21 protein-coding genes are annotated in these 20754 nt (G+C 71.8%); 11 read left to right on the top strand and 10 right to left on the bottom strand.

Translation table 11 applies throughout. From position 1 onward, the window contains the following. Positions 1 to 255 precede the first annotated feature (255 nt). Positions 256 to 882 carry a snapalysin gene (gene snpA / locus OG338_RS20930; protein WP_405940490.1) on the top strand — a complete coding sequence of 209 codons (627 nt, stop codon included), beginning with the start codon at positions 256 to 258 and terminating at the stop codon, positions 880 to 882. Positions 883 to 977: 95 nt separating this feature from the next. Here snpA and OG338_RS20925 read toward each other — a convergent pair whose 3' ends face one another. The 5 genes from OG338_RS20925 to OG338_RS20905 form a co-directional block, all read right to left on the bottom strand. Further along, positions 978 to 1337: a GntR family transcriptional regulator gene (locus tag OG338_RS20925; RefSeq protein WP_265541263.1), complete on the bottom strand. Its 360-nt coding sequence runs from the start codon at positions 1335 to 1337 to the stop codon at positions 978 to 980. Positions 1338 to 1339: 2 nt separating this feature from the next. Further along, positions 1340 to 2323 carry a DUF1648 domain-containing protein gene (locus tag OG338_RS20920; protein WP_405938775.1) on the bottom strand — a complete coding sequence of 328 codons (984 nt, stop codon included), beginning with the start codon at positions 2321 to 2323 and terminating at the stop codon, positions 1340 to 1342. A 132-nt stretch (positions 2324 to 2455) separates the two neighbouring features. Next, a complete protein-coding gene (locus OG338_RS20915; RefSeq protein WP_405938774.1) occupies positions 2456 to 3130 on the bottom strand; it encodes a DUF6304 family protein in 675 nt (224 codons plus the stop codon). A 108-nt stretch (positions 3131 to 3238) separates the two neighbouring features. Then, the gene (locus OG338_RS20910) at positions 3239 to 4282 is read right to left on the bottom strand and encodes a family 2 encapsulin nanocompartment cargo protein polyprenyl transferase (RefSeq protein ID WP_405938773.1); all 1044 of its coding nucleotides are present in this window, start codon (positions 4280 to 4282) and stop codon (positions 3239 to 3241) included. A gap of 127 nt (positions 4283 to 4409) precedes the next feature. Next, a complete protein-coding gene (locus tag OG338_RS20905) occupies positions 4410 to 5816 on the bottom strand; it encodes a family 2B encapsulin nanocompartment shell protein (protein ID WP_405938772.1) in 1407 nt (468 codons plus the stop codon). Positions 5817 to 5994: 178 nt separating this feature from the next. On the opposite strand from OG338_RS20905, the gene OG338_RS20900 reads away from it, so the two are divergent. The 4 genes from OG338_RS20900 to OG338_RS20885 all read left to right on the top strand — a co-directional run bounded on the left by OG338_RS20900 (position 5995) and on the right by OG338_RS20885 (position 9385). Beyond that, positions 5995 to 6444: an RrF2 family transcriptional regulator gene (locus OG338_RS20900; protein ID WP_405938771.1), complete on the top strand. Its 450-nt coding sequence runs from the start codon at positions 5995 to 5997 to the stop codon at positions 6442 to 6444. An 87-nt stretch (positions 6445 to 6531) separates the two neighbouring features. Continuing rightward, positions 6532 to 7725 (top strand): globin domain-containing protein, encoded by a 1194-nt coding sequence (locus tag OG338_RS20895; protein ID WP_405938770.1) that lies wholly within the window; start codon positions 6532 to 6534, stop codon positions 7723 to 7725. A 121-nt stretch (positions 7726 to 7846) separates the two neighbouring features. Further along, positions 7847 to 8440, top strand: coding sequence for an N-acetylmuramoyl-L-alanine amidase (locus OG338_RS20890; protein WP_405938769.1), 594 nt, complete (start codon positions 7847 to 7849; stop codon positions 8438 to 8440). A gap of 33 nt (positions 8441 to 8473) precedes the next feature. Continuing rightward, complete coding sequence (locus OG338_RS20885) at positions 8474 to 9385, top strand: 1-aminocyclopropane-1-carboxylate deaminase/D-cysteine desulfhydrase (protein WP_405938768.1); 912 nt, start codon at positions 8474 to 8476, stop codon at positions 9383 to 9385. Here OG338_RS20885 and OG338_RS20880 read toward each other — a convergent pair. After that, positions 9382 to 10980 carry a Na+/H+ antiporter gene (locus tag OG338_RS20880; RefSeq protein ID WP_405938767.1) on the bottom strand — a complete coding sequence of 533 codons (1599 nt, stop codon included), beginning with the start codon at positions 10978 to 10980 and terminating at the stop codon, positions 9382 to 9384. The two genes, OG338_RS20885 and OG338_RS20880, sit on opposite strands and share 4 nt — an antisense overlap. A gap of 35 nt (positions 10981 to 11015) precedes the next feature. Between OG338_RS20880 and OG338_RS20875 the strand changes: the two genes are divergently transcribed. The 3 genes from OG338_RS20875 to OG338_RS20865 all read left to right on the top strand — a co-directional run bounded on the left by OG338_RS20875 (position 11016) and on the right by OG338_RS20865 (position 12897). Further along, positions 11016 to 11276 (top strand): UBP-type zinc finger domain-containing protein, encoded by a 261-nt coding sequence (locus OG338_RS20875; RefSeq protein ID WP_405938766.1) that lies wholly within the window; start codon positions 11016 to 11018, stop codon positions 11274 to 11276. Between the two features lie 230 nt (positions 11277 to 11506). Further along, positions 11507 to 11920, top strand: a complete 414-nt coding sequence (locus OG338_RS20870; RefSeq protein WP_018105584.1) for an anti-sigma regulatory factor — start codon at positions 11507 to 11509, stop codon at positions 11918 to 11920. A 23-nt stretch (positions 11921 to 11943) separates the two neighbouring features. Next, complete coding sequence (locus OG338_RS20865) at positions 11944 to 12897, top strand: RNA polymerase sigma factor SigF (protein ID WP_405940489.1); 954 nt, start codon at positions 11944 to 11946, stop codon at positions 12895 to 12897. Positions 12898 to 12966: 69 nt separating this feature from the next. Here the strand turns inward: OG338_RS20865 and OG338_RS20860 are convergent, their stop codons facing one another. Then, a complete protein-coding gene (locus OG338_RS20860; RefSeq protein WP_405940488.1) occupies positions 12967 to 13359 on the bottom strand; it encodes a hypothetical protein in 393 nt (130 codons plus the stop codon). 207 nt (positions 13360 to 13566) lie between these two features. Here OG338_RS20860 and OG338_RS20855 point away from each other — a divergent pair, with 207 nt between their 5' ends. Together OG338_RS20855 and OG338_RS20850 are read left to right on the top strand one after the other, a co-directional pair. After that, the gene (locus OG338_RS20855; RefSeq protein ID WP_405938765.1) at positions 13567 to 14535 is read left to right on the top strand and encodes a diacylglycerol/lipid kinase family protein; all 969 of its coding nucleotides are present in this window, start codon (positions 13567 to 13569) and stop codon (positions 14533 to 14535) included. A gap of 319 nt (positions 14536 to 14854) precedes the next feature. Beyond that, positions 14855 to 15112, top strand: coding sequence for a WhiB family transcriptional regulator (locus tag OG338_RS20850; protein ID WP_003953983.1), 258 nt, complete (start codon positions 14855 to 14857; stop codon positions 15110 to 15112). Between the two features lie 168 nt (positions 15113 to 15280). Here OG338_RS20850 and OG338_RS20845 read toward each other — a convergent pair whose 3' ends face one another. Continuing rightward, positions 15281 to 16747 (bottom strand): sensor histidine kinase, encoded by a 1467-nt coding sequence (locus tag OG338_RS20845; protein WP_405940487.1) that lies wholly within the window; start codon positions 16745 to 16747, stop codon positions 15281 to 15283. Between the two features lie 358 nt (positions 16748 to 17105). Beyond that, entirely contained in the window at positions 17106 to 18176 is a 1071-nt protein-coding gene (locus OG338_RS20840) for an SIS domain-containing protein (RefSeq protein ID WP_405938764.1), read from the bottom strand. A gap of 195 nt (positions 18177 to 18371) precedes the next feature. Here OG338_RS20840 and nagB point away from each other — a divergent pair, with 195 nt between their 5' ends. Further along, positions 18372 to 19157, top strand: coding sequence for a glucosamine-6-phosphate deaminase (gene nagB, locus OG338_RS20835; RefSeq protein ID WP_405938763.1), 786 nt, complete (start codon positions 18372 to 18374; stop codon positions 19155 to 19157). A 61-nt stretch (positions 19158 to 19218) separates the two neighbouring features. On the opposite strand, the gene OG338_RS20830 is transcribed toward nagB, so the two are convergent. Continuing rightward, positions 19219 to 20754: a glycoside hydrolase family 3 protein gene (locus tag OG338_RS20830; protein WP_405938762.1), complete on the bottom strand. Its 1536-nt coding sequence runs from the start codon at positions 20752 to 20754 to the stop codon at positions 19219 to 19221.

Here is a 20754-nt window from a genome sequence, read left to right as displayed (position 1 = left end):
CCGGGCCGCACCATGGGCCGTAACCCGGCCAAAGGCGGGCGATTCAGCGGGCGTTGGGCATCTGGATGACAGGTGTGCACGGGTTGTCCACACACCGGTGATAGGGCCGCGTTATCACCGGCTGACATCATCCGCGCGGGCTCCGTTTCCCCGACACTCGCTGCGTACCGCCCCCGTCCGAGTCCGATCATCGGACGGGTTCCTCTGACAGGTAACTGGTAGGAGACCCCCCACATGAGACACCCCAGGACCGTCATGTCCGCCGTGCTCGGACTCGGCCTCACCATCGCCGCGCTGGGCGCGGGACCGGCGATCGCCGCCCCCGAGGCGACCGCGCACGTGGCGTACTCGGCCGCGTCCACCTCGCACGAGGACGCCGCCGCCAACAAGGCGTTCTTCGAGGCCGTCACGAAGTCGGTGGCCGAGAAGCGGGCGGCCAACCCCGGCGCCCAGTCCATCACCATCGTCTACAGCGCCGCCAACGCCCCCAGCTTCCGGACCCAGATAGCCAACAGCGCGGCGATCTGGAACAGCTCGGTTTCCACCGTCCGGCTCCAGGAGGGCTCGAACGCCGACTTCGTTTACTACGAGGGCAACGACTACCGGGGCTCGTACGCGAGCACCGACGGGCACGGCCGCGGCTACATCTTCCTGGACTACGCGCAGAACCGGCAGTACGACTCGACCCGGGTCACCACCCACGAGACCGGGCACGTGCTCGGCCTGCCGGACCACTACTCGGGGCCGTGCAGCGAGCTGATGTCGGGCGGCGGTCCCGGCCCGTCCTGCACCAACCCGTACCCGAACGCCAATGAGCGCAACCAGGTGAACTACCTGTGGCAGTACGGCTTCGCGGCCGCGCTGACCAAGGCCGCTTCCTGACCGGTCCCGCTCCCACCCGCCGATGGGCCGCCTCGCAGGACGGGGCGGCCTGTCGCCGTGTCGCCATATCGGTGTGCCGATGTGTCGCCGTGTCGTCAGCCGGTGCCGTATTCGGTACGGACCAGGGTCAGCAGTTCGTCCACCGTGAGGCCGAGGCCCCTGGCCTCGCCGACGGTCTCGCGGACCCGTTCGAGGAGGCGGGCGCGGTGCGGGGACGCGCCGTCCGCGATGGCCGCGCCCCGGCCCCGGCGCAGCTCGATCAGGCCCTCCTCGCGCAGCCGCTGGTAGCCCCGCAGCACCGTGTGCACGTTGACGCCGAGCGATTCGGCCAGGACCCGGGCGGCGGGCAGCCGTTCGCCGGGGGCCGCCGCGCCGTCGGCCACGGCGCGCCGTACACAGGCGGCGATCTGGTCGCCGAGCGGCACGGTGGAGGTGGGGTCGACCCGGAAGAGCATGGTCAGCGCTCCGCTCGGCGCCGGTCGATGAGGGTGTTGAGGAGCGCGGCCCCGGTCGCCGAGTCGTCCACGGTCACCGCGAAGTCGCGGCCGTTCGTCAGCCGGGCCACGATGCCCTCCCCCGACCGGATGATGACACCGCTGCGCCCGGGCCGAATGCGGTACCCCCAGCCGCCGTACTCGCTGAGCGGCCGGATGTCACGGCTGGCCGCCGCCTCGATCCGGTCCAGCGGAATCCGGATGCGCGGCCGGGGCAGCAGCCCGGAGACGATGATCCCACGCCGGTCCACGGTGACGTACGGGCGGGCGAAGGCCGCGATGAGCAGGCCGAGGACGAGGGGCAGCAGGGCGAAGGGCCAACTGGCCGTGAACAGCATGGCGATACCGGTCCCGATGACCAGGAGCCCGGTGAGCGGCAGCCACCAGGACCCGGCGCCCCGGCCCCACCCGGCGACCTCCCCGGCACCCAGCGCGATGCGCTCGCCGTCCCCTTCGGGCCCGTCGTCCGCGACCGGTCCGGGGACCGGCGTCAGCATCGCCGCGAGGTAGCCGATCCCGAAGGCGACGACGCCCGCCCCGAAGGCCGCGGCCATGTGCCACATGGGGAAGTGGACGCCCTGGCCCCGGCCCTGCGCGTCCTCGACCGCGTCCACGTTGATGAGGAGCACGGCCCCCATCAGATAGCCGAGGAAGGCGGCGAAGCCGTACCCGAGGGCGACCATCACGCGGTAGGCCGTGCCGGCGAACTTCCCGAACCCCGCCGCCAGCACCCACAGCAGACCGACCCCGAGCAGTACGAGCGTGGTGGCGACCAGGTACGAGGTCTGGCCGGCGTAGTCGTCCACCCGGCCGTTCCCCACGAAGTGGCTGGCCAGCCGGGCGGGCAGCCGGTCGCGGCGGGTGGCGAAGAGCAGCAGGTCGACGGCGAGCGCGAGCAGAAACGGCAGGGCGGTGAGCGCCACGCGGCCGATGGATTTCAGATTCATAGAAACCTCCCTTGTTCGCATGTTAGTAGAACAATGAAGGTGACGGCAACGAGGTGCGGAGTTACGTGGGAGAGGGCGGCGGGCGGAATGGTGCGGGGCGGTACGGCGGGCGGGCTCGGCGCGCCCCGGCGGTCAGGCCGTTTCCAGTGGAAACGCTCCCCGGTGGCCCGTACCCGCGCCCTCCGTCGGCCGGGGTTCGAACTCGCGGCAGCTCCAGACCTCCTGGACGAAGCCGGTCCGCCGCTCCCACAGCCCGAGCACGTCCTGCTCACCGGCCGTGCCCCGGTACGCCTCCTTGGCGCCCCGGAAGCAGGCGAGTCCGCCGGAGAGACCGCGCACCGGGTCCGGGGCCGGGAAGTAGTCGGAGAACGCGCAGGCTATGCAGGTCCGCAGGCTGACCCCGGGCGGCAGCTCCCGCTGGATCGTCGCCAGCGCGGACCCGAAGTCACTCTCGGCCCGCTGCGAACCGAAGGCCGCCCCGCCGAACCGGAGTTCCAGGAAGAGATACGGGTCGGGCCTGCGCAGCGCGAGCAGACAGCTCAGGGTCGCCTGCCGCTCCACGCCCTCCGCCATGACGGGGAACGGCAGGTCCCATTCCAGGACGCAGTCGCCCAGGACGCCGTCCGTCAGCGCGAACAGCCCCTGCTCGGCCGGTCCGGCCGCCACCGGGCGCAGGCCGTCGAAGCTGCCGCCCTCGAAGTCCACGCCCCGGACGCGGAGGCGGAGTTGCTGCCCGTCGGTGGTGAGGATGACGGCGTCCGATCCCTGCCGGTCCCGGTACCACCCTGCCCACGACTCATCTGTCATGAGCAGGGACTGTAGCTCCTGCCTCCGACACCGCCCCGGCCGCCCTCCGCCTGGCCGGCCCCGCCCTTCAACACCCCCTCTCGGCGGGCGGTTCGACCGTGCTCCTCATCAGTGCTTGCGGCGGGTGACGAACTCGGCGAGGGCCAGCAGATCGCCCGCCGCCGAGAGGTCCGGAACCGCCCTGGACAGGTGGTGCACGGCCCGCGCCATGCGGTCCGCGGCGCAGCTCTGCGCCCAGTCCCGGCCGCCCGCCCGGTCCACCGCCTCCGCGGCCCGGCTCACCTCGGCGCGGGTGTTCATCGCGCCCCGGTACAGCTCGGCGAGCTCGGCCGCGGCCGGGCCGCCCGCGGTGAGCGCGGCCACCACGGGCAGCGACTTCTTGTGGGCGCTGAGATCCGCGCCGACCGGCTTTCCGGTCTGGGCCGGGTCGCCCCAGATGCCGATCAGGTCGTCGATCAGCTGGAAGGCGAGCCCCGCCTCCCGGCCGAAGCCGTCCATGGCCCGGACGGCCCGGTCGTCGGCGCCCGCGTAGAGCGCGCCCAGGGCGCAGGCGCAGCCGAGCAGTGCGCCGGTCTTCGCCGTCGCCATGGTCAGGCACTCGTCCAGCGACACCTGGTCCGGGTCGCGGTCCTCGAAGGCGCAGTCGGCCTGCTGGCCCGCGCACAGCTCGATGACACAGGTGGAGAGCCGGGCCGAGGCGCCGGGCGACATCGCTCTGCCGTCCTCGGCGAGCAGCCGCTGGGCGAGGGCCAGCATCGCGTCGCCGGCGATGACGGCGTCCGGGACGCCGAACACCGTCCAGGCGGTGGCCCGGTGGCGGCGGGTGTGGTCCTCGTCGATGACGTCGTCGTGGAGCAGGGTGAAGTTGTGGACGAGCTCGACGGCGACGGCGGCCCGGACGGCCTGTTCGGGGTCGCCGCCCAGAGCGCGGGTGGCCGCCAGGACGAGCGCCGGTCTGATCGCCTTGCCCGCGCCGCCCGACGCCGGGCTGCCATCGGCGTGCTGCCAGCCGAAGTGGTACATCGCGACCCGCCGGATCGAGCCGGGCAGGGAGTCGACCGCCGCCCGCAGACGCGGGTCCACGAGGGTCCGGGTGTACTCAAGGAGAGCCGCTGCCTCGTTGCCCTCGGTCGCGGCGTCTGTTCGGGTCATGGTCAATCGGTCACCCCTGTCGTTGCCGCCCCGCCCGGCCGCCGGCGCGGCGGGGCGGGGACGTGGGTGGTTGCTGAGCGTGCGGGCGGCCGGGGGCCCGGACCGCGAGGGGTCCGGGCCCCGTGGCTCACCGCCAGCGGCTGACCTCGACGTTCTCCAGGACGCCGAGGGCGTCCGGGACGAGGACCGCCGCGGAGTAGTAGGCCGTCACGAGGTAGGAGATGATCGCCTGCTCGTCGATGCCCATGAAGCGGACCGAGAGGCTGGGCTCGATCTCGTCCGGGATGCCCGTCTGCTGGAGGCCGATGACCCCCTGCTCGGCCTCGCCGGTCCTCATGCAGATGATCGACGTGGTGCGGGCGTCGCTGACCGGGATCTTGTTGGAGGGGAAGATCGGGACACCGCGCCAGGCCGGCACGTGGTGCCCGCCGATGTCCACGCTCTCCGGTACGAGACCGCGCTTGTTGCACTCGCGGCCGAAGGCGGCGATGGCGCGCGGGTGGGCGAGGAAGAGCTTGGAACCGCGCCGGCGCGAGAGCAGTTCGTCCATGTCGTCGGGGCTCGGCACCCCGTCGTGCGGCTGGAGCCGCTGGCCGTAGTCGCAGTTGTTGAGGAGGCCGAACTCGCGGTTGTTGATGAGCTCGTGCTCCTGGCGCTCGCGCAGCGCCTCGACCGTGAGCCGCAACTGCTGCTCGGTCTGGTTCATCGGCTGGTTGTAGAGGTCCGCGACCCGGCTGTGGACCTTCAGAACGGTCTGGGCGACGCTCAGTTCGTACTCGCGGGGCGCCGCGTCGTAGTCCACGTACGTGTGTGGGACGACGGCCTCGCCGACGTGGCCCGCGGAGAGGTCGATCTCCGCCTCGCCGTACTTGTTGGTGCGCTGCTGCGGGACGGCCAGCAGCCCGGCGAGGTGGTTGCGCAGCGAATCGGCGCGTTCGGCGAGGTTGAGCACATCGGCGCGCGAGAGTGTCAGCACCGTGCACGCGGTGACGGCGCGGGCGGTGTACTCCCAGACGGCGTCGCCCTCGATGAGGGAGTGGTCCCCGAAATAGGCCCCGTCCGCATGGACCCCGAGCACCGTCTCGTCCCCGTAGGGGCCGGTGCCGACCTTCTCGACCTTGCCGTGCGCCAGCAGGTAGACCCGGTCCGCCGCCTCCCCCTCGGTCGCCAGGAGCTGGCCGGCGGGGACGTCGCGCTGCTCACACCTCCGGGCCAGCTCGGCCAGCACCTCCTCGTCCCCGAAGTCCCTCAGCGCCGGAAGCTCACCCAGCTCGGCGGGGATGACCGCGACCCGGTCCCCGGTCTGCACGAACGTGACCCGGCCGTCCCCGACCGAGTAGCTCAGTCGGCGGTTCACCCGGTACGTGCCGCCCTGCACCTGGACCCAGGGCAGCATCTTCAGCAGCCACCGTGAGGTGATCTCCTGCATCTGCGGAGCGGACTTGGTGGTCGTCGCGAGGTTCCGCGCGGCTGCCGTGCCGAGACTCTGCTGCGGCGGCACCTGCACGTTCTGAACCTCTTCACCAACGGACATCTGTCGTCCTCTCGATCTATCGGCTGACCTGCGGGAAGAACACTTCCAGCACGAGGACCGGGAACGCCATTACACAAAAGAGTGTGACTAATCGGGCTTTGGGCGGGGCACAACGCTGCGCGATACCTCCGCCGGCCTAAATTTGGATCCGGAATGCCAATTAACTAATCTGACCGGCATGCGGCTGACCAAGTTCACCGACGTCGCGCTGCGCGTCCTGATGCGCCTCGCCGTCGTGAAGCACGAGGATCCGCCGACCACCCGCGAGGTGGCGGCGGTCATGCAGGTGCCGTACTCGCACACCGCGAAGATCGTGGCCCGCCTCCAGCACCTCGGCCTGGTCGAGGCGCGACGGGGCCGGGGCGGCGGGCTCACCCTCACCGAGGCGGGCCGCACCGCGTCGGTCGGCGCCCTCGTCCGCGAGCTGGAGGAGCCCGGCGACGTGGTCGACTGCGAGGGCGCCACCCCGTGCCCGCTCCGGGCGGCCTGCCGGCTGCGCGGCGCACTGCGCGAGGCGCAGGAAGCCTTCTACGCCTCCCTCGACCCGCTCACCATCGCGGAGCTGACCGCCGCACCCACCGGCCCCCTGCTGATCAGCCTCGGCAGCGGGCCGCCCCCCGGGGACTGACCCCCGCCGCACCGGGCCGCCGGCCCGTTGCCTACACTGCCGTTAAATGCGCATCCAAGATGCCAATTCAAAATCCGAGGAGTCACGATGCTCTCCGAGCCGTCCACCGCCACCGTCCGCGCCACCCTGCCCGCCGTCGGCGCGGCCATCGGGGACATCGCCGATCTCTTCTACCGGAAGCTGTTCGACGCCCACCCGGAGCTGCTTCGCGACCTGTTCAACCGGGGCAACCAGGCGTCCGGCGCCCAGCGCCAGGCGCTCGCCGGCTCCATCGCCGCCTTCGCGACCCAGCTGGTCGAGCAGCCCGACACCCGCCCCGATGTGATGCTCGGCCGGATCGCGCACAAGCACGCCTCCCTCGGGGTCACCCCGGCCCAGTACGAGGTCGTCCACACCCACCTGTTCGCCGCGATAGCCGAGGTCCTGGGCGACGCGGTGACCCCCGAGGTCGCCGCCGCCTGGGACGAGGTCTACTGGCTGATGGCCAACGCCCTGATCGCGATCGAGGAGCGGCTGTACGCGGAGCAGGGCGTCGTCGCCGGCGACGTCTGGCGCGACTGGGAGGTCGTCTCGCGCACCGAGGAGACCGACGACGTCGCCCGGTTCCGCATCCGCCCCGCCGACGGCTCCCCGGCCCCCGCCTTCCGCCCCGGCCAGTACGTCTCCGTACAGGTCGAACTCCCGGACGGCGCCCGTCAGATCCGCCAGTACAGCCTGTCCAGTGCCCCCGGCTCGGCGGTCCGCTCGATCACGGTCAAGCGGGTGCACGGCAACGACGCCCCGGACGGCGAGGTCTCCCGCCACCTGCACGCCCGGGTCCGCGCCGGTGACCGGCTCCGGATCTCGGCCCCGTACGGCGACCTCGTACTGAAGTCCGACGAGGCCCCGCTGCTGCTCGCGTCCGCGGGCATCGGCTGCACCCCGATCCTGTCGATGCTGGAGCACCTCGCGGAGTCGGAGCACCGCGCCCCGGTCACCGTCGTGCACGGCGACCGCTCCCCCGCCGACCACGCGCTGCGCACCGACCACACCGCGCTCACCGCCAAGCTGCCCGACGCCGTCGCCCACTTCTGGTACGAGAACCCGGAGGACGGCCACCCCGCCGACCGCACCGGGCTCGTCGACCTGAGCGAGGTCGTCATCCCCTCCGGCACCCACGCCTACCTCTGCGGCCCGCTGCCCTTCATGCGCGCGGTCCGCACCCAGCTGCTCGCCAAGGGCGTCCCGGCCTCCGACATCCACTACGAGGTGTTCGGCCCCGACCTGTGGCTCGCCTCCTGAGCCACAGCATGTCCGGATCGGCTCGCACACGATCCGAACAGGGCCCCGCCGTCGCCGCGCGAACGGTCGGGGCCCTTCCGGCCGGGTAGAAGCGCTCCAACCCACACAAAAGGAGCCGGTCATGTCCTCACCCATGTCCGCGAGTGCGTTTCTCGCCGCTCTCAAGAAGGAAGGGCTCACCGTCGTCGAGGTCGGCGACTGGCGCAGCCACAACCGGAACCACAAGGGCCCCTGGGGCCCCGTGAACGGGGTGATGATCCACCACTCCGTCACCAAGGGGACCGACGCCACCGTGAAGCTGTGCCGCGACGGCCACCCCGACCTGCCGGGCCCGCTCTGCCACGGCGTCATCGCCAAGGACGGCCGGGTCCACCTGGTCGGCTACGGCAGGGCCAACCACGCGGGCATGGGCGACGGCGACGTCCTGCGCGCGGTCATCGCGGAGAAGAAGCGCCTTCCCCACGACAACGAGGCCGACACCGACGGAAACCGGCACTTCTACGGCTTCGAGTGCGAGAACCTCGGCGACGGCAGGGACCCCTGGCCCGGCGCCCAGCTCGAAGCGATCGAGAAGGTCTCGGCGGCCATCTGCCGGCACCACGGCTGGACCGCCCGTTCGGTCATCGGCCACCGCGAGTGGCAGCCCGGCAAGGTGGACCCGAAGGGCTTCACGATGGACGCCATGCGCGACCGCATCCACGACCGCCTCAAGTAAGCCCCCGGCAGGACCCGCCGCCACAATGGGGGCATGCCCGCCCCGTCTCCCGCGTCCCGGCTGCGCCCGCTGCTGCCCTCGCCCGTGCAGCAGGCCGAGGACGGGCGCTTCGCCCGGCACGGGGTGACGCTGCTGCTCAAGCGCGACGACCTCATCCACCCGGATCTGCCGGGCAACAAATGGCGGAAACTCGCGCCCAATCTGGCGGCCGCCGCCGGGCGCCCCGTGCTCACCTTCGGCGGCGCGTACTCCAACCATCTGCGGGCCACCGCCGCCGCCGGACGGCTCCTCGGATTCCGCACCATCGGGGTCGTACGCGGTGACGAGCTGGCCCACCGCCCGCTCAACCCGTCGCTCGCCCGGTGCGCCGCCGACGGGATGCGGCTGCACTTCGTGGACCGGGCGACATACCGCGCCAAGAGCGATCCGGCGGTCCTGGCCGGGCTGCTGGCGGCGTACGGGGACTGCGAGGTCGTCCCGGAAGGCGGCAGCAACGCCCTCGCGGCCCGGGGCTGCGCGGCGCTCGGGCGCGAGCTGCGGGGCGTGGCCGATGTGGCGGCGGTGGCCTGCGGCACCGGCGGCACCCTGGCCGGGCTCGCCGCCGGACTCGCGCCGGGGCAGCGCGCGCTGGGCGTCCCGGTGCTGCGCGGCGGTTTCCTGGGCGAGGCGGTGCGGGAGCTCCAGCGGGCGGCGTTCGGCGGTCCGGCGGGCGACTGGTGGCTGGACGAGCGGTTCCACTTCGGCGGCTACGCCCGTACGACACCGGCCCTGCACGCGTTCGCAAAGGATTTCGAGGACCGGCACGGGCTGCCCGTGGAGCGGCTGTATGTGGCCAAAATGCTGCACGCGCTCACCGTGCTGACCGAGGAGGGCGCCTTCCCCGCCGGGACCACCGTCGCGGCCGTGATCACCGGCCGCCCCGACGAGCCGGACGACGACGTCTAGGACGACTCCTCCCGGTAGGCCGCCGCCTCCTCCAGGTCCAGCCGGCGCAGCAGGGTCCGCATCATCTCGTCGTCGATCCCGCGCTCGTCCCGCAGCCGTACGAAGACCTCCCGCTCGGTCTCGATCATCTCGCCGGCCAGCCGCCGGTAGGTCTCGTCCGCCGACTCGCCGGTGACCGGGTTGGCCGTGCCCAGGCGTTCCCAGACCGCGTTGCGGCGGCGTTCCAGGACGGTCCGCAGGCGGTCGGCGAGCGGCGGGGGCAGCCGGTTGCGCTCATCGGTGAGCAGCTCGTCCAGGCGGGCCTCGGCGGCCGTGGACGCCTCGCTCTGGGCCTGCGCCTCGGCCAGGGTGTCGGCCTGCCGGTCCCGGCCCGGGAGCTTCAGCACGCGCACCAGGAGCGGCAGGGTGAGCCCCTGGACCACCAGCGTGCCGATGACCGTGGTGAACGTCAGGAACAGCACCAGATTGCGGGCCGGGAAGGCGTCGCCGTCCGCGGTGACCAGCGGGACGGAGAAGGCGATGGCGAGCGAGACGACCCCGCGCATCCCGGCCCAGCCGACGATGAGCGGCGAGGTCCAGTCCGTACCGCTCTCGCGCTCCCTGATCCGCCGCGACAGCCACCGGGGCAGATAGGTCGCCGGGTAGACCCAGACGAACCGGACCACCACCACGGCCAGGAAGACCAGCACCGCGTACCCGAAGGCGTCCGCCACGGAGTGGGCGCCGAGCCCCTTGAGCACGAACGGCAGCTGGAGGCCGATCAGCGCGAACACGGCCGACTCCAGGACGAAGGCGACCATCTTCCAGACGGCGGCCTCCTGGAGCCGGGTGGCGAAGTCGACCTGCCAGGACCGGTGGCCCAGATACAGCGCGACGACGACCACGGCGAGCACCCCCGAGGCGTGCACGCGCTCGGCCGCCGCGTACGCCACGAACGGGATGAGGAGCGACAGGGTGTTCTGGAGCAGCGGTTCCTTGAGACGCGTACGCAGCCAGTGCAGCGGGACCATCAGCAGCAGGCCGACCCCGACGCCCCCGACCGAGGCCAGCAGGAATTCCCGTACCCCCGCGCCCCAGCTGATGCCCTCCCCCACGGCGGCGGCCAGCGCCACCTTGAACGCGGTGATCGCGGTGGCGTCGTTCACCAGGGACTCGCCCTGGAGGATCGTCGTGACACGCGCGGGCAGCCCCACCCGGCGGGCGATGGCCGCGGCGGTGACGGCGTCCGGCGGGGCGATCACGGCACCGAGCACCAGCGCGGCGGTCAGCGGCAGGCCGGGCACCAGCAGATGGGCCAGCCACCCCACCGCGACCGTCGCGAACAGGACGTACCCGACGGACAGCAGGGCCACCGGCCGCAGATTGGCCCGCAGGTCCAGGTAGGAGCTGTCCACGGCGGCCGTGTAGAGCAGCGGGGGCAGCAGCAGGGGGAGCACGATGTGTGCGTCCAGGGTGTACGACGGCACCCCCGGCACATACGAGGCGATCAGGCCGGCGGCGACCAGGAGAAGCGGGGCCGGCACCGGGGTGCGGCGTGCGAGGCCCGCGGTCGCGGCACTGCCCGCGACCAGCGCCACCAGGGGCAATGCGTCCATCTCATGATCCTCGCATCCGTCGTAACCTGGCCATCATGAGTGGTTGCCCGCATGTACCGGACCTGCCGCGCCCCGAGCCCGCGGCCCTCGGTGAAACCTGTCCCGAGTGCCTGGCGGCCGGCACCCACCCCGTACAGCTGCGGCTGTGCCTGAGCTGCGGCCATGTCGGCTGCTGCGACTCCTCGCCCGGGCGGCATGCGACGGGGCACTTCGAGCGGACCGGACATCCGGTCATGCGGAGCTTCGAACCGGGCGAGAAGTGGCGTTGGTGCTTTGTCGACGGTTCGATCGTCTGACGTCCGGGTACGTCAAACCGGCGCGCGTTGTTCGTAATTGAGCGACGCAGACCCCTAGGCACTGTGTGTACTCATGGGCTTACCATGAGTGACAGCTACAGGAAGGGATTCCGGCGACACGGCATCATGGATCGCGATAGCGTCGCCGGACCGACAACCGAAGACGTACCGCATGGCTCCGGGCGTTCTCCCGGAACCTCGAATGAGTTTGTGCCACCTTGGAGGTGAGGGTGTCCCAGATCGCAGGCGAGCCCGGGAATCAGGACTTCGTAGAGGTCCGGCTGCCCGCTGCGGGTGCCTACCTGTCGGTGCTGCGCACGGCCACGGCCGGTCTCGCAGCACGCTTGGACTTCACTCTCGACGAGATCGAAGACCTTCGCATCGCGGTGGACGAGGCGTGCGCGATCCTGCTTCAGCAGGCCGTGCCCGGCTCCGTCCTCAGCTGCGTGTTCCGTCTCATCGACGATTCACTCGAGGTGACGGTCGCGGCCCCGACCACGGACGGCCGCGCCCCGGAGCGCGACACCTTCGCCTGGACGGTGCTCTCCGCACTGGCCGGAAAGGTCGACTCCTCGGTCGCCGACGACCGTACGGTCAGCATCAGCCTGTACAAACAGCGCGGCGCGGGACCCGGGCCGGCGTGAGCGACGGGAACGGGGACGGTCCTGTGCGGGACGAGACGATCCGACCAGGGGTGGTGCGTGCGGCAGGCATCCCGGAGCAGCAGGCCCTGCCTCATCCGGTGGACGGGGCAAAGTCGCCCCGTGCGGTGGACGGGCCGGACGGGCCCGCCGGCATTACGGTCGCGGTGGAGCAGTCGCAGGCGGAGCGGGCAGGCCAGATGAGCGAGCACGGGCACCACGATCCAAACGACCGCAGCGAGGCGCGGGCGTTGTTCATCGAGCTGGGCAAGCTCGCCGACGGTTCGCCGGAGCGGGCGGAGCTGCGCAACCGGCTGGTGCGGATGCATCTGCCGCTGGTGGAGCACCTGGCCCGCCGCTTCCGCAATCGCGGGGAGCCGCTGGACGACCTGACCCAGGTCGCCACGATCGGGCTGATCAAGTCCGTCGACCGGTTCGACCCGGAGCGGGGCGTCGAGTTCTCGACGTACGCGACACCGACGGTCGTCGGGGAGATCAAGCGCCACTTCCGGGACAAGGGCTGGGCGGTGCGGGTGCCGCGCCGGCTCCAGGAGCTGCGGCTGTCGCTGACCTCGGCGACGGCGGAGCTCTCCCAGCTGCACGGCCGCTCGCCGACGGTGCACGAGCTGGCGGAGCGGCTGGGGATCTCCGAGGAGGAGGTCCTGGAGGGCCTGGAGTCGGCCAACGCGTACAGCACGCTCTCGCTGGACGTGCCGGACACCGACGACGAGTCGCCGGCCGTGGCGGACACACTGGGCTCCGAGGACGAGGCGCTGGAGGGCGTCGAGTACCGGGAGTCGCTGAAGCCGCTCCTGGAGGACCTGCCGCCGCGCGAGAAGCGCATCCTGCTGCTGCGGTTCTTCGGCAACATGACCCAGTCGCAGATCGCGCAGGAGGTCGGCATCTCGCAGATGCACGTCTCTCGGCTGCTGGCCCGCACGCTGGCGCAGCTGCGCGAGCGGCTGCTCGTGGAGGAGTAGCGGGCGCGTTTTTACGCGGAAGAGGCCGCCGGGTCGTTCCGGCGGCCTCTTCGTGTGTGCGGGGAGCCGTCAGGCGTCCTCGGTGTCCGTCTCGGGTGCGCTGCCCGGCCTGCGGATGCCCAGGGCGTCGATGGTGGCGGGCCTGACCAGCTGGTAGAGCGCGGTCAGGGCGACCGCCGCGAGGACGATGCCGGCCGGGATCAGCACGCCGTGGGAGCGCAGCAGCGTCCAGGCCACCGGCAGCGCGATGATCTGCGTGATGAGCGCGGGGCCCCGGCTCCAGCTGCGGCGCAGCAGCAGGCCGCGGGCGGCGACGAGCGGGATCAGGCCGAGCGCGATGACGGTCAGGCCGCCCATCTCGGCCTGCTCGGGGCTGTCGGGCTTGCCCAGCAGGCCCATCACCAGCATGTAGATCCCGCCGATGACGAGGGCGGCGCCTTCGAGGCCGCTGAGGGCGGCCACGAGCGTGATCCTGGCCGGTTTCGCCGGCTCGGCCAGGGGCGAGGGCGCGTTCTGCTGAGTGCTCACCCTTGCAGGTTGGCATCCCGGCCCCGGCGAAGGGAAGCCGGGGTGGCGCGTGCCACCGCCGCATCCCCGTACCGTCACCGAGCGTGAGGTTCCGCGGGCAGGACTTCAGGGGGGTACCCCGCGGTAGGTAGGCTGGCAGTCATGCGCGCACTTCTTGTGGTCAATCCAGCCGCCACCACCACCAGTGCGCGGACCCGTGATGTGCTGATCCACGCGCTGGCGAGCGAGATGAAGCTGGAGGCCGTCTCCACGGAGTACCGCGGGCACGCCCGCGACCTGGGGCGGCGGGCCGCCGACAGCGACGACATCGATCTCGTGGTGGCGCTCGGCGGTGACGGCACGGTCAACGAGGTCGTCAACGGCCTGCTGCACCGGGGCCCCGATCTGGACAGCCTGCCGAAGCTGGCCGTGGTGCCCGGCGGGTCCACCAATGTCTTCGCGCGGGCGCTCGGGCTCCCCAATGACGCGGTGGAGGCGACCGGCGCCATTCTGGACGCGCTGGCGAACCGGACCGAGCGCACGGTGGGTCTCGGTCTCGCGGCGGGGACTCCGGGCACGGAGGACGAATCGGTGCCGGAGCGCTGGTTCACCTTCTGCGCCGGCCTCGGATTCGACGCCGGAGTGGTCGGGCGGGTCGAACAGCAGCGGGAACGCGGCAAGCGTTCGACCCATGCCCTGTACGTGCGCCAGGTCCTCCGGCAATTCCTGGACGAGCCGCACCGAAGACAGGGCGTGATAACGCTCGACGTGCCCGGCGAGGAGCCGGTCACCGATCTCGCGCTTTCCATAATCTGCAACACGAACCCGTGGACGTACCTGGGGAACCGACCGGTGTACGCGGCCCCGAAGGCGTCCTTCGACACCGCCCTGGACGTGCTGGGCCTGCGGAAACTCTCCACGGCGGCGGTCGGCCGCTATGCCACCCAGCTGCTCATGTCGAGCCCGGAGAAGGGCCCGCGGGGGAAGCACGCGGTTTCACGGCACGACCTCACGGACTTCACCTTGCATTCAAAGGTTCCACTGCCCTTCCAGATGGACGGTGACCACCTCGGAGTGCGTACCAGTGTGACGTTCACAGGCGTACGCCGTGCACTGCGTGTGATTGTGTGAGTGGAAGGGACCAAAGTCCTTTAACTCGAACGTTTGGACTGGCTTCCACCCTCTAGAAGTACGGCTGTGACCTAGCCGACACCGAGGAATCAAAAAAAACTTTCCTGAAGGGGTTGTATCCGCCGCCGAGGTTTGCGAATCTCTACATGGCGATCGGGACGGCCCGCAACAACGGCCTCCACTGAGAGTCAGAACCCCTCCTCACTGCACAGGACCACAACCAGTTCATCTGGGCGTCGGGCCTGCACCTGCGGGGGGATTCGTGAAAGCGTTCACATTCACAAGCCACAGTACGTAACACCAAGGAGAGGTAGCAGCCATGGACTGGCGTCACAACGCCGTTTGTCGTGAGGAAGACCCGGAGCTGTTCTTCCCCATCGGCAACACCGGTCCTGCGCTGCTGCAGATCGAGGAAGCCAAGGCCGTCTGCCGCCGCTGCCCCGTCATGGAGCAGTGCCTGCAGTGGGCGCTTGAGTCCGGCCAGGACTCCGGCGTCTGGGGTGGCCTCAGCGAGGACGAGCGCCGCGCAATGAAGCGCCGCGCCGCTCGCAACCGGGCGCGCAACGCCAGCGCCTGACCGACGCCACCGCTACGAACCTCAGCGCAGGCGGCGCGTACAGCGTGTACGCACCACCCCGCCCCCCGAGTCGCAGCGCGCAGTACCCCCGAAGCGCATGCTTGGCCGAAGAGCCCGGACCGTTCACCAACGGTCCGGGCTCTTCGGTGTGTTCGGGCGGTCCCGCCACTACTTCTCGTTGCGGACCGGGATGTCCAGGACGACCTGCGTCCCGCGCTCCGGCGCCGGCACCATGCCGAAGGTGCCGCCCAGCTCGCCCTCGACCAGCGTGCGGACGATCTGGAGACCGAGGTTGCCGGCCTTCTGCGGGTCGAACCCCTCGGGCAGACCGGAGCCGTCGTCCTGGACCGTGATGAGCAGCCGCCCCTCGGCGGGCGAGCCGCCCCGGACCGCCGAGACCTCGACGGTGCCGGACTCCGCGACGGAGAAGGCGTGTTCCAGGGCGTTCTGGAGGACTTCGGTGAGGACCATCGAGAGCGGCGTCGCGACCTCGGCGTCGAGTATCCCGAAGCGTCCCGTGCGGCGGCAGGTCACCTTGCCCGGCGAGATCTCCGCGACCATGGCGATCACCCGGTCCGCGATGTCGTCGAACTCCACCCGCTCGTCCAGATTCTGGGACAGCGTCTCATGCACGATGGCGATCGAACCGACGCGCCGAACCGCCTCGTTGAGCGCCTCGCGGCCCTGCGGGGAGTCCATCCGGCGGGCCTGGAGGCGCAACAGGGCGGCGACCGTCTGGAGGTTGTTCTTCACCCGGTGGTGGATCTCCCGGATGGTGGCGTCCTTGGTGATCAACTCGCGCTCGCGGCGGCGCAGTTCCGTCACATCGCGCAGCAGGACCAGGGAGCCGATGCGGACTCCCTTGGGCTTGAGCGGGATCGCGCGCAGCTGGATCACCCCGCCCGCGCACTCCACCTCGAACTCACGGGGCGCGTAACCGCTGGCCAGTTTGACCAGGGCCTCGTCCACCGGGCCCCTGGACGGGGCGAGTTCGGCGGTGATCTGGCCGAGGTGCTGGCCGACCAGGTCGGAGGCGAGGCCGAGGCGGTGGTAGGCGGAGAGGCCGTTGGGGCTGGCGTACTGCACGACCCCGTCGGCGTCCAGCCGGACCAGGCCGTCGCCGACGCGCGGGGACGCGTCCATGTCCACCTGCTGGCCCGGGAAGGGGAAGGACCCGGCGGCGATCATCTGGGCCAGGTCCGAGGCGGACTGGAGGTAGGTCAGCTCCAGCCGGGACGGGGTGCGGACGGTGAGGAGGTTGGTGTTGCGCGCGATCACGCCGAGCACCCGGCCCTCCCTGCGTACGGGGATCGACTCGACCCGTACGGGCACCTCCTCGCGCCACTCCGGGTCGCCCTCGCGCACGATCCGGCCCTCGTCCAGCGCGGCGTCCAGCAGCGGGCGGCGGCCGCGCGGGACCAGATGGCCGACCATGTCGTCCTGGTAGGAGGTCGGGCCGGTGTTGGGCCGCATCTGCGCGACGGAGACGTACCGCGTGCCGTCGCGGGTGGGGACCCACAGGACGAGGTCGGCGAAGGAGAGGTCGGAGAGCAGCTGCCACTCCGAGACCAGCAGATGAAGCCACTCAAGGTCGGTGTCGCTCAGGGCGGTGTGCTGGCGTACGAGGTCGTTCATGGAGGGCACGGGTGCGAGCGTACCCGTGGATGCGCGCCGGTCCGAACCGGAAGCGCCGCCCGTACGTGCGGTGAACCGGGGCCGACATTGGCGCCGCGCATGGATGGACACGGCCCAGTGGTCTAGTCCACAATGCTTGGTGTAGGGCTTCCGCTCTCCCCGCACAGGGGAGCGGAACGAGGTACCCGCGCTCTCTGCCCTGACTGCGCCGGTGCCTCTCCCCCGGCCGGGGGCACCGCACACCGCCGGCCGAGCCGGCCGCCCGCGAAGGCGGCCCTACTCCGGGCTGCGGTGCTGGTCGGGCTGAGGGTCCCGGCCCGGCGCCGCGGCCCGCGGGTTCTTCCGGGGGCTCCCCGCCTCAGCGGGTCTCGGTGACCTTCGCGATCGCGCGCGGCGCGTCCGGGTCCTGGCCCCGCGCGATCGTCACCTCGTACGCCAGCATCTGGAGCGGCAGGATCTCCAGGACCGGCTGGACCTCCTCCGCAACGCCGGCCGTCGGCAGCACGAACCCCGCGGACGCCGCCGCCACCTGGGCCGCGGGCCCGACGACGAAGAGGTCGGCGCCCCGGCCGCGCAGCCGGTCCAGGACGGGCTGAAGGGCCTCGCCGCCCCGGCCGTCGGTCACCACGGCGATCACCGGCGAGATGTTGTCGACCATCGCGAGGGGGCCGTGCAGCAGGTCGGCGCCGGAGTACGAGAGCGCCGGGATGTAGCTCGTCTCCATGAGTTTCAGGGCGGCCTCCTTGGCCGTCGGATAGCCGTACCCCCGCGAGGTGATGACCATGCGCTCGGCGAAGCGGTAGCGCGAGGCCAGGGCCCGCACCTCGTCCTTGCGGGCCAACACCTCTTCCGCGAGGTCCGGCAGGACGGCGGCCGCCGCTCCGTCGCCGCCGCGCAGCCCCTCCACGAGGAGATACAGCGAGAGCAGGGACGCGGTGTAGGTCTTGGTGGCCGGCAGCGCCTTCTCGGGCCCGGCCAGGATGTCGATGTGGTATTCGGAGACGGCCGCGAGCGGCGAGTCCGGGTTGTTGGTCACCGCCAGGGTCACCGCGCCGGCCTCCCGGGCCGCCTTGGTGGACGCCACCAGGTCGGGCGAGCCGCCGGACTGGCTGACGGTGATGACCAGCACGTCACGGAGGTCCGGCTTCGCGCCGTACGCCGTGGTGGTCGACATCGAGGCCAGCCCGCAGGGCAGCCCCAGCGTGATCTCCAGCAGGTACTTCGCGTAGAGCGCGGCGTTGTCGGAGGTGCCGCGGGCGGTGAGCAGGACGAAGCGCGGGTTCCTGGCCGCGATCCGCCCGGCGGTCTCGCGGATGGCGGGCGCGCCGCGCTCCAGGACGCGGCGGAGCATCGCGGGCTGCTCGGCCATCTCGCCGGACATGATGCGGCCGGGCCACTCGCCCTCACCGGCCGGGTACGTGGCGGACATGTCTGGTACCTCCCGGGGGTCGCGCTGGCTCGCCCAAGTCGAACACGGGGTACGCGGGGGCCGCCAGCGGGCGGCGGCCGGCGGGGCGTCCGCGTACCGGTACGGGCCCCGGGAAGCGGGCCGAGTCTGCTAGATTGGGACCTTGATTGGTCTATACCACATATCGTCACTCTCGATCGGATCGGCAGGCCCCGCGTGGAAGTTGTCATCGTCCCGGACGCCAAGGCAGGCGGCGAACTGATCGCGGGGGCCATCGGCGCCCTGCTCGGCCGCAAGCCCGACGCCCTGCTCGGCGTTGCCACCGGCTCTACCCCGCTGCCCATCTACCAGGCCCTCGCGGACCTGGTCCGCTCCGGTGCCGTGGACGCCTCGCGCGCCCGCGTCTGCCAGCTGGACGAGTACGTCGGGCTGCCGGCGGGCCACCCGGAGTCGTACCGCTCCGTGGTGCTGCGCGAGGTGATAGAGCCGCTCGGGCTCTCCGAAGCCGCGTTCATGGGCCCCGACGGCTCCGCCGAGGACGTCCAGGCGGCCTGTGAGGCGTACGACAGGGCGCTGGCCGAGGCCGGCGGCGTCGACCTCCAGCTGCTGGGCATCGGCACCGACGGGCACATCGGCTTCAACGAGCCCTGCTCCTCGCTCGCCTCCCGCACCCGGATCAAGACGCTCACCGAGCAGACCCGGGTCGACAACGCGCGCTTCTTCGACAACGACATCGACCAGGTGCCGCACCACGTCATCACCCAGGGCATCGGCACGATCCTGGAGGCCCGCCACCCGATCCTGCTCGCGACGGGCGAGGGCAAGGCGGACGCGGTGGCCGCGACCGTCGAGGGTCCGGTCGCCTCGATCGTGCCCGCGTCGGCGCTCCAGCTGCACCCGCACGCGACGGTGGTCGTGGACGAGGCGGCCGCGTCGAAGCTGAAGCTGGCGGACTACTTCCGCGCGACGTACGCGGCGAAGCCGGCCTGGCAGGGGCTGTAGTTCTCATACGGGAGAGGGCCAGGACACCGCGTGGTGTCCTGGCCCTCTCCCGTATGCGGGGTCAGCTTCCGGCGATGATCTCCGCCGCCGCCTGGCCGCAGACCCGGGCGGCACCGTGCGTCGCGATGTGCAGGGCTCCCCGGGGCTCGGCCTGGGGGACGCCCATCTCGACCACCACGGTGTCCGGGCGCGCCGCGACCAGTGCGTCCAGGGCCTTGGTCATCCACGCGTGCCGGTGCGCGTCGCGGACCACGGCGACGATGCGCCGCTCCCCCGCCGCCCTCAGCGCGGCCTCGGCCGGGGCCTCGGACTCGCTGTCGTACGTGTCGGTGCCGGTGCCCGGGACGAGCCGGGCCAGCTCGGCCGCGAGGCCCCAGGGGGTCTCGTCGCCGACCGCGATGTTCGCGACCGGGGTGAAGGCGGCCACATAGGCGGGACCGGTGAGCGGTGCGGCCCGGCCGGTCACCGTCACCGCGCGGCGGGCGGCCACCAGACCGATGTCCGAGGCGATGCCGGTGCTCTGCGCGGTGCCGGGCGCGGTCCCCTCCTGTGCTGCCGCACCCGGCTCCCGTACAGCCCCCCCGGCCTCCCGCGTCCATGACGCGAGGGCGCGGACCCGGGCAGCGGCGTCGGCGAGCCGCTCCTCGGGAAGTTCACCGGAGCGCACCGCGGCGACCAGCGCGTCGCGCAGCCGCAGGACGGTGCTGTCGTCGTCGAGCCCGCCGCCGACGCAGAGCGCGTCGGCACCGGCCGCGACGGCGAGGACGGAGCCGCGTTCGATCCCGTACGTCGAGGCGATGGCCTGCATCTCCACGGCGTCGGTCACGATGAGCCCCTGGTACCCCAGATCCTCGCGCAGCAGACCGGTGAGGATCTGGGGGCTGAGGGTGGCCGGGCGGTGCGGGTCGAGAGCGGGCAGCAGGATGTGCGCGCTCATCACCGACTTGGAGCCGGCCGCGATGGCCGCCCGGAACGGGACGAGCTCCCGGGCGTGCAGGGTCTCCAGGTCGACGTCGATCCGGGGCAGTGCGTGGTGCGAGTCGACCGCGGTGTCGCCGTGCCCGGGGAAGTGCTTGGTGCAGGCGGCGACCCCGGCGGCCTGAAGGCCCTCGACGTACGCGGCGGTGTGCCGGGCGACCAGGTGCGGGTCGGCGCCGAAGGAGCGGACGCCGATGACGGGGTTGCCCGGGTTGGAGTTGACGTCCGCGGACGGGGCCCAGTTGAGGTTGACCCCGCACTCGGCGAGCCGGCGGCCCAGCTCGTGGGCGACGGCCCGGGTCAGGTCGGTGTCGTCCACCGCGCCGAGCGCCAGGTTGCCGGGGAAGGAGGAGCCGTGCCGCACCTCAAGGCGGGTGACGTCGCCGCCCTCCTCGTCGATGGCGACGAGCACGTCGTCCCGCTCGGCCCTGAGCTGGGCGGTGAGCGCGGCGAGCTGTTCGGGCGTCTCGATGTTGCGGCCGAACAGGCCGACGGAGGAGAGCCCTTCGCCGACCCGGCGGAGCAGCCACTCGGGTGCCGTGGTGCCGGTGAAACCGGGCTGTAGCACGGCGAGCGCGTCACGGGTGACGGTGTCCGTGGTGGAGGTGAGGGTGGTCAT

Origin of the sequence: Streptomyces sp. NBC_00726, assembly GCF_045161735.1 — a bacterium.
GTDB lineage: Bacteria > Actinomycetota > Actinomycetes > Streptomycetales > Streptomycetaceae > Streptomyces.
Note: the sequence above shows the minus strand (reverse complement) of the source record. Positions and strands in the feature narration are given on the sequence as shown.

Excerpts from the sequence above, each read along its gene's own strand:
- OG338_RS20925 (WP_265541263.1), bottom strand. The coding sequence starts at position 1,337 with ATGCTCTTCCGGGTCGACCCCACCTCCACCGTGCCGCTCGGCGACCAG.
- OG338_RS20895 (WP_405938770.1), top strand. The coding sequence starts at position 6,532 with ATGCTCTCCGAGCCGTCCACCGCCACCGTCCGCGCCACCCTGCCCGCC.
- OG338_RS20915 (WP_405938774.1), bottom strand. The coding sequence starts at position 3,130 with ATGACAGATGAGTCGTGGGCAGGGTGGTACCGGGACCGGCAGGGATCG.
- OG338_RS20875 (WP_405938766.1), top strand. The coding sequence starts at position 11,016 with ATGAGTGGTTGCCCGCATGTACCGGACCTGCCGCGCCCCGAGCCCGCG.
- OG338_RS20905 (WP_405938772.1), bottom strand. The coding sequence starts at position 5,816 with ATGTCCGTTGGTGAAGAGGTTCAGAACGTGCAGGTGCCGCCGCAGCAG.
- OG338_RS20900 (WP_405938771.1), top strand. The coding sequence starts at position 5,995 with ATGCGGCTGACCAAGTTCACCGACGTCGCGCTGCGCGTCCTGATGCGC.
- OG338_RS20890 (WP_405938769.1), top strand. The coding sequence starts at position 7,847 with ATGTCCTCACCCATGTCCGCGAGTGCGTTTCTCGCCGCTCTCAAGAAG.
- OG338_RS20910 (WP_405938773.1), bottom strand. The coding sequence starts at position 4,282 with ATGACCCGAACAGACGCCGCGACCGAGGGCAACGAGGCAGCGGCTCTC.
- OG338_RS20855 (WP_405938765.1), top strand. The coding sequence starts at position 13,567 with ATGCGCGCACTTCTTGTGGTCAATCCAGCCGCCACCACCACCAGTGCG.
- OG338_RS20845 (WP_405940487.1), bottom strand. The coding sequence starts at position 16,747 with ATGAACGACCTCGTACGCCAGCACACCGCCCTGAGCGACACCGACCTT.
- OG338_RS20850 (WP_003953983.1), top strand. The coding sequence starts at position 14,855 with ATGGACTGGCGTCACAACGCCGTTTGTCGTGAGGAAGACCCGGAGCTG.
- OG338_RS20885 (WP_405938768.1), top strand. The coding sequence starts at position 8,474 with ATGCCCGCCCCGTCTCCCGCGTCCCGGCTGCGCCCGCTGCTGCCCTCG.
- OG338_RS20880 (WP_405938767.1), bottom strand. The coding sequence starts at position 10,980 with ATGGACGCATTGCCCCTGGTGGCGCTGGTCGCGGGCAGTGCCGCGACC.
- OG338_RS20830 (WP_405938762.1), bottom strand. The coding sequence starts at position 20,754 with ATGACCACCCTCACCTCCACCACGGACACCGTCACCCGTGACGCGCTC.
- OG338_RS20840 (WP_405938764.1), bottom strand. The coding sequence starts at position 18,176 with ATGTCCGCCACGTACCCGGCCGGTGAGGGCGAGTGGCCCGGCCGCATC.
- snpA (WP_405940490.1), top strand. The coding sequence starts at position 256 with ATGTCCGCCGTGCTCGGACTCGGCCTCACCATCGCCGCGCTGGGCGCG.
- OG338_RS20920 (WP_405938775.1), bottom strand. The coding sequence starts at position 2,323 with ATGAATCTGAAATCCATCGGCCGCGTGGCGCTCACCGCCCTGCCGTTT.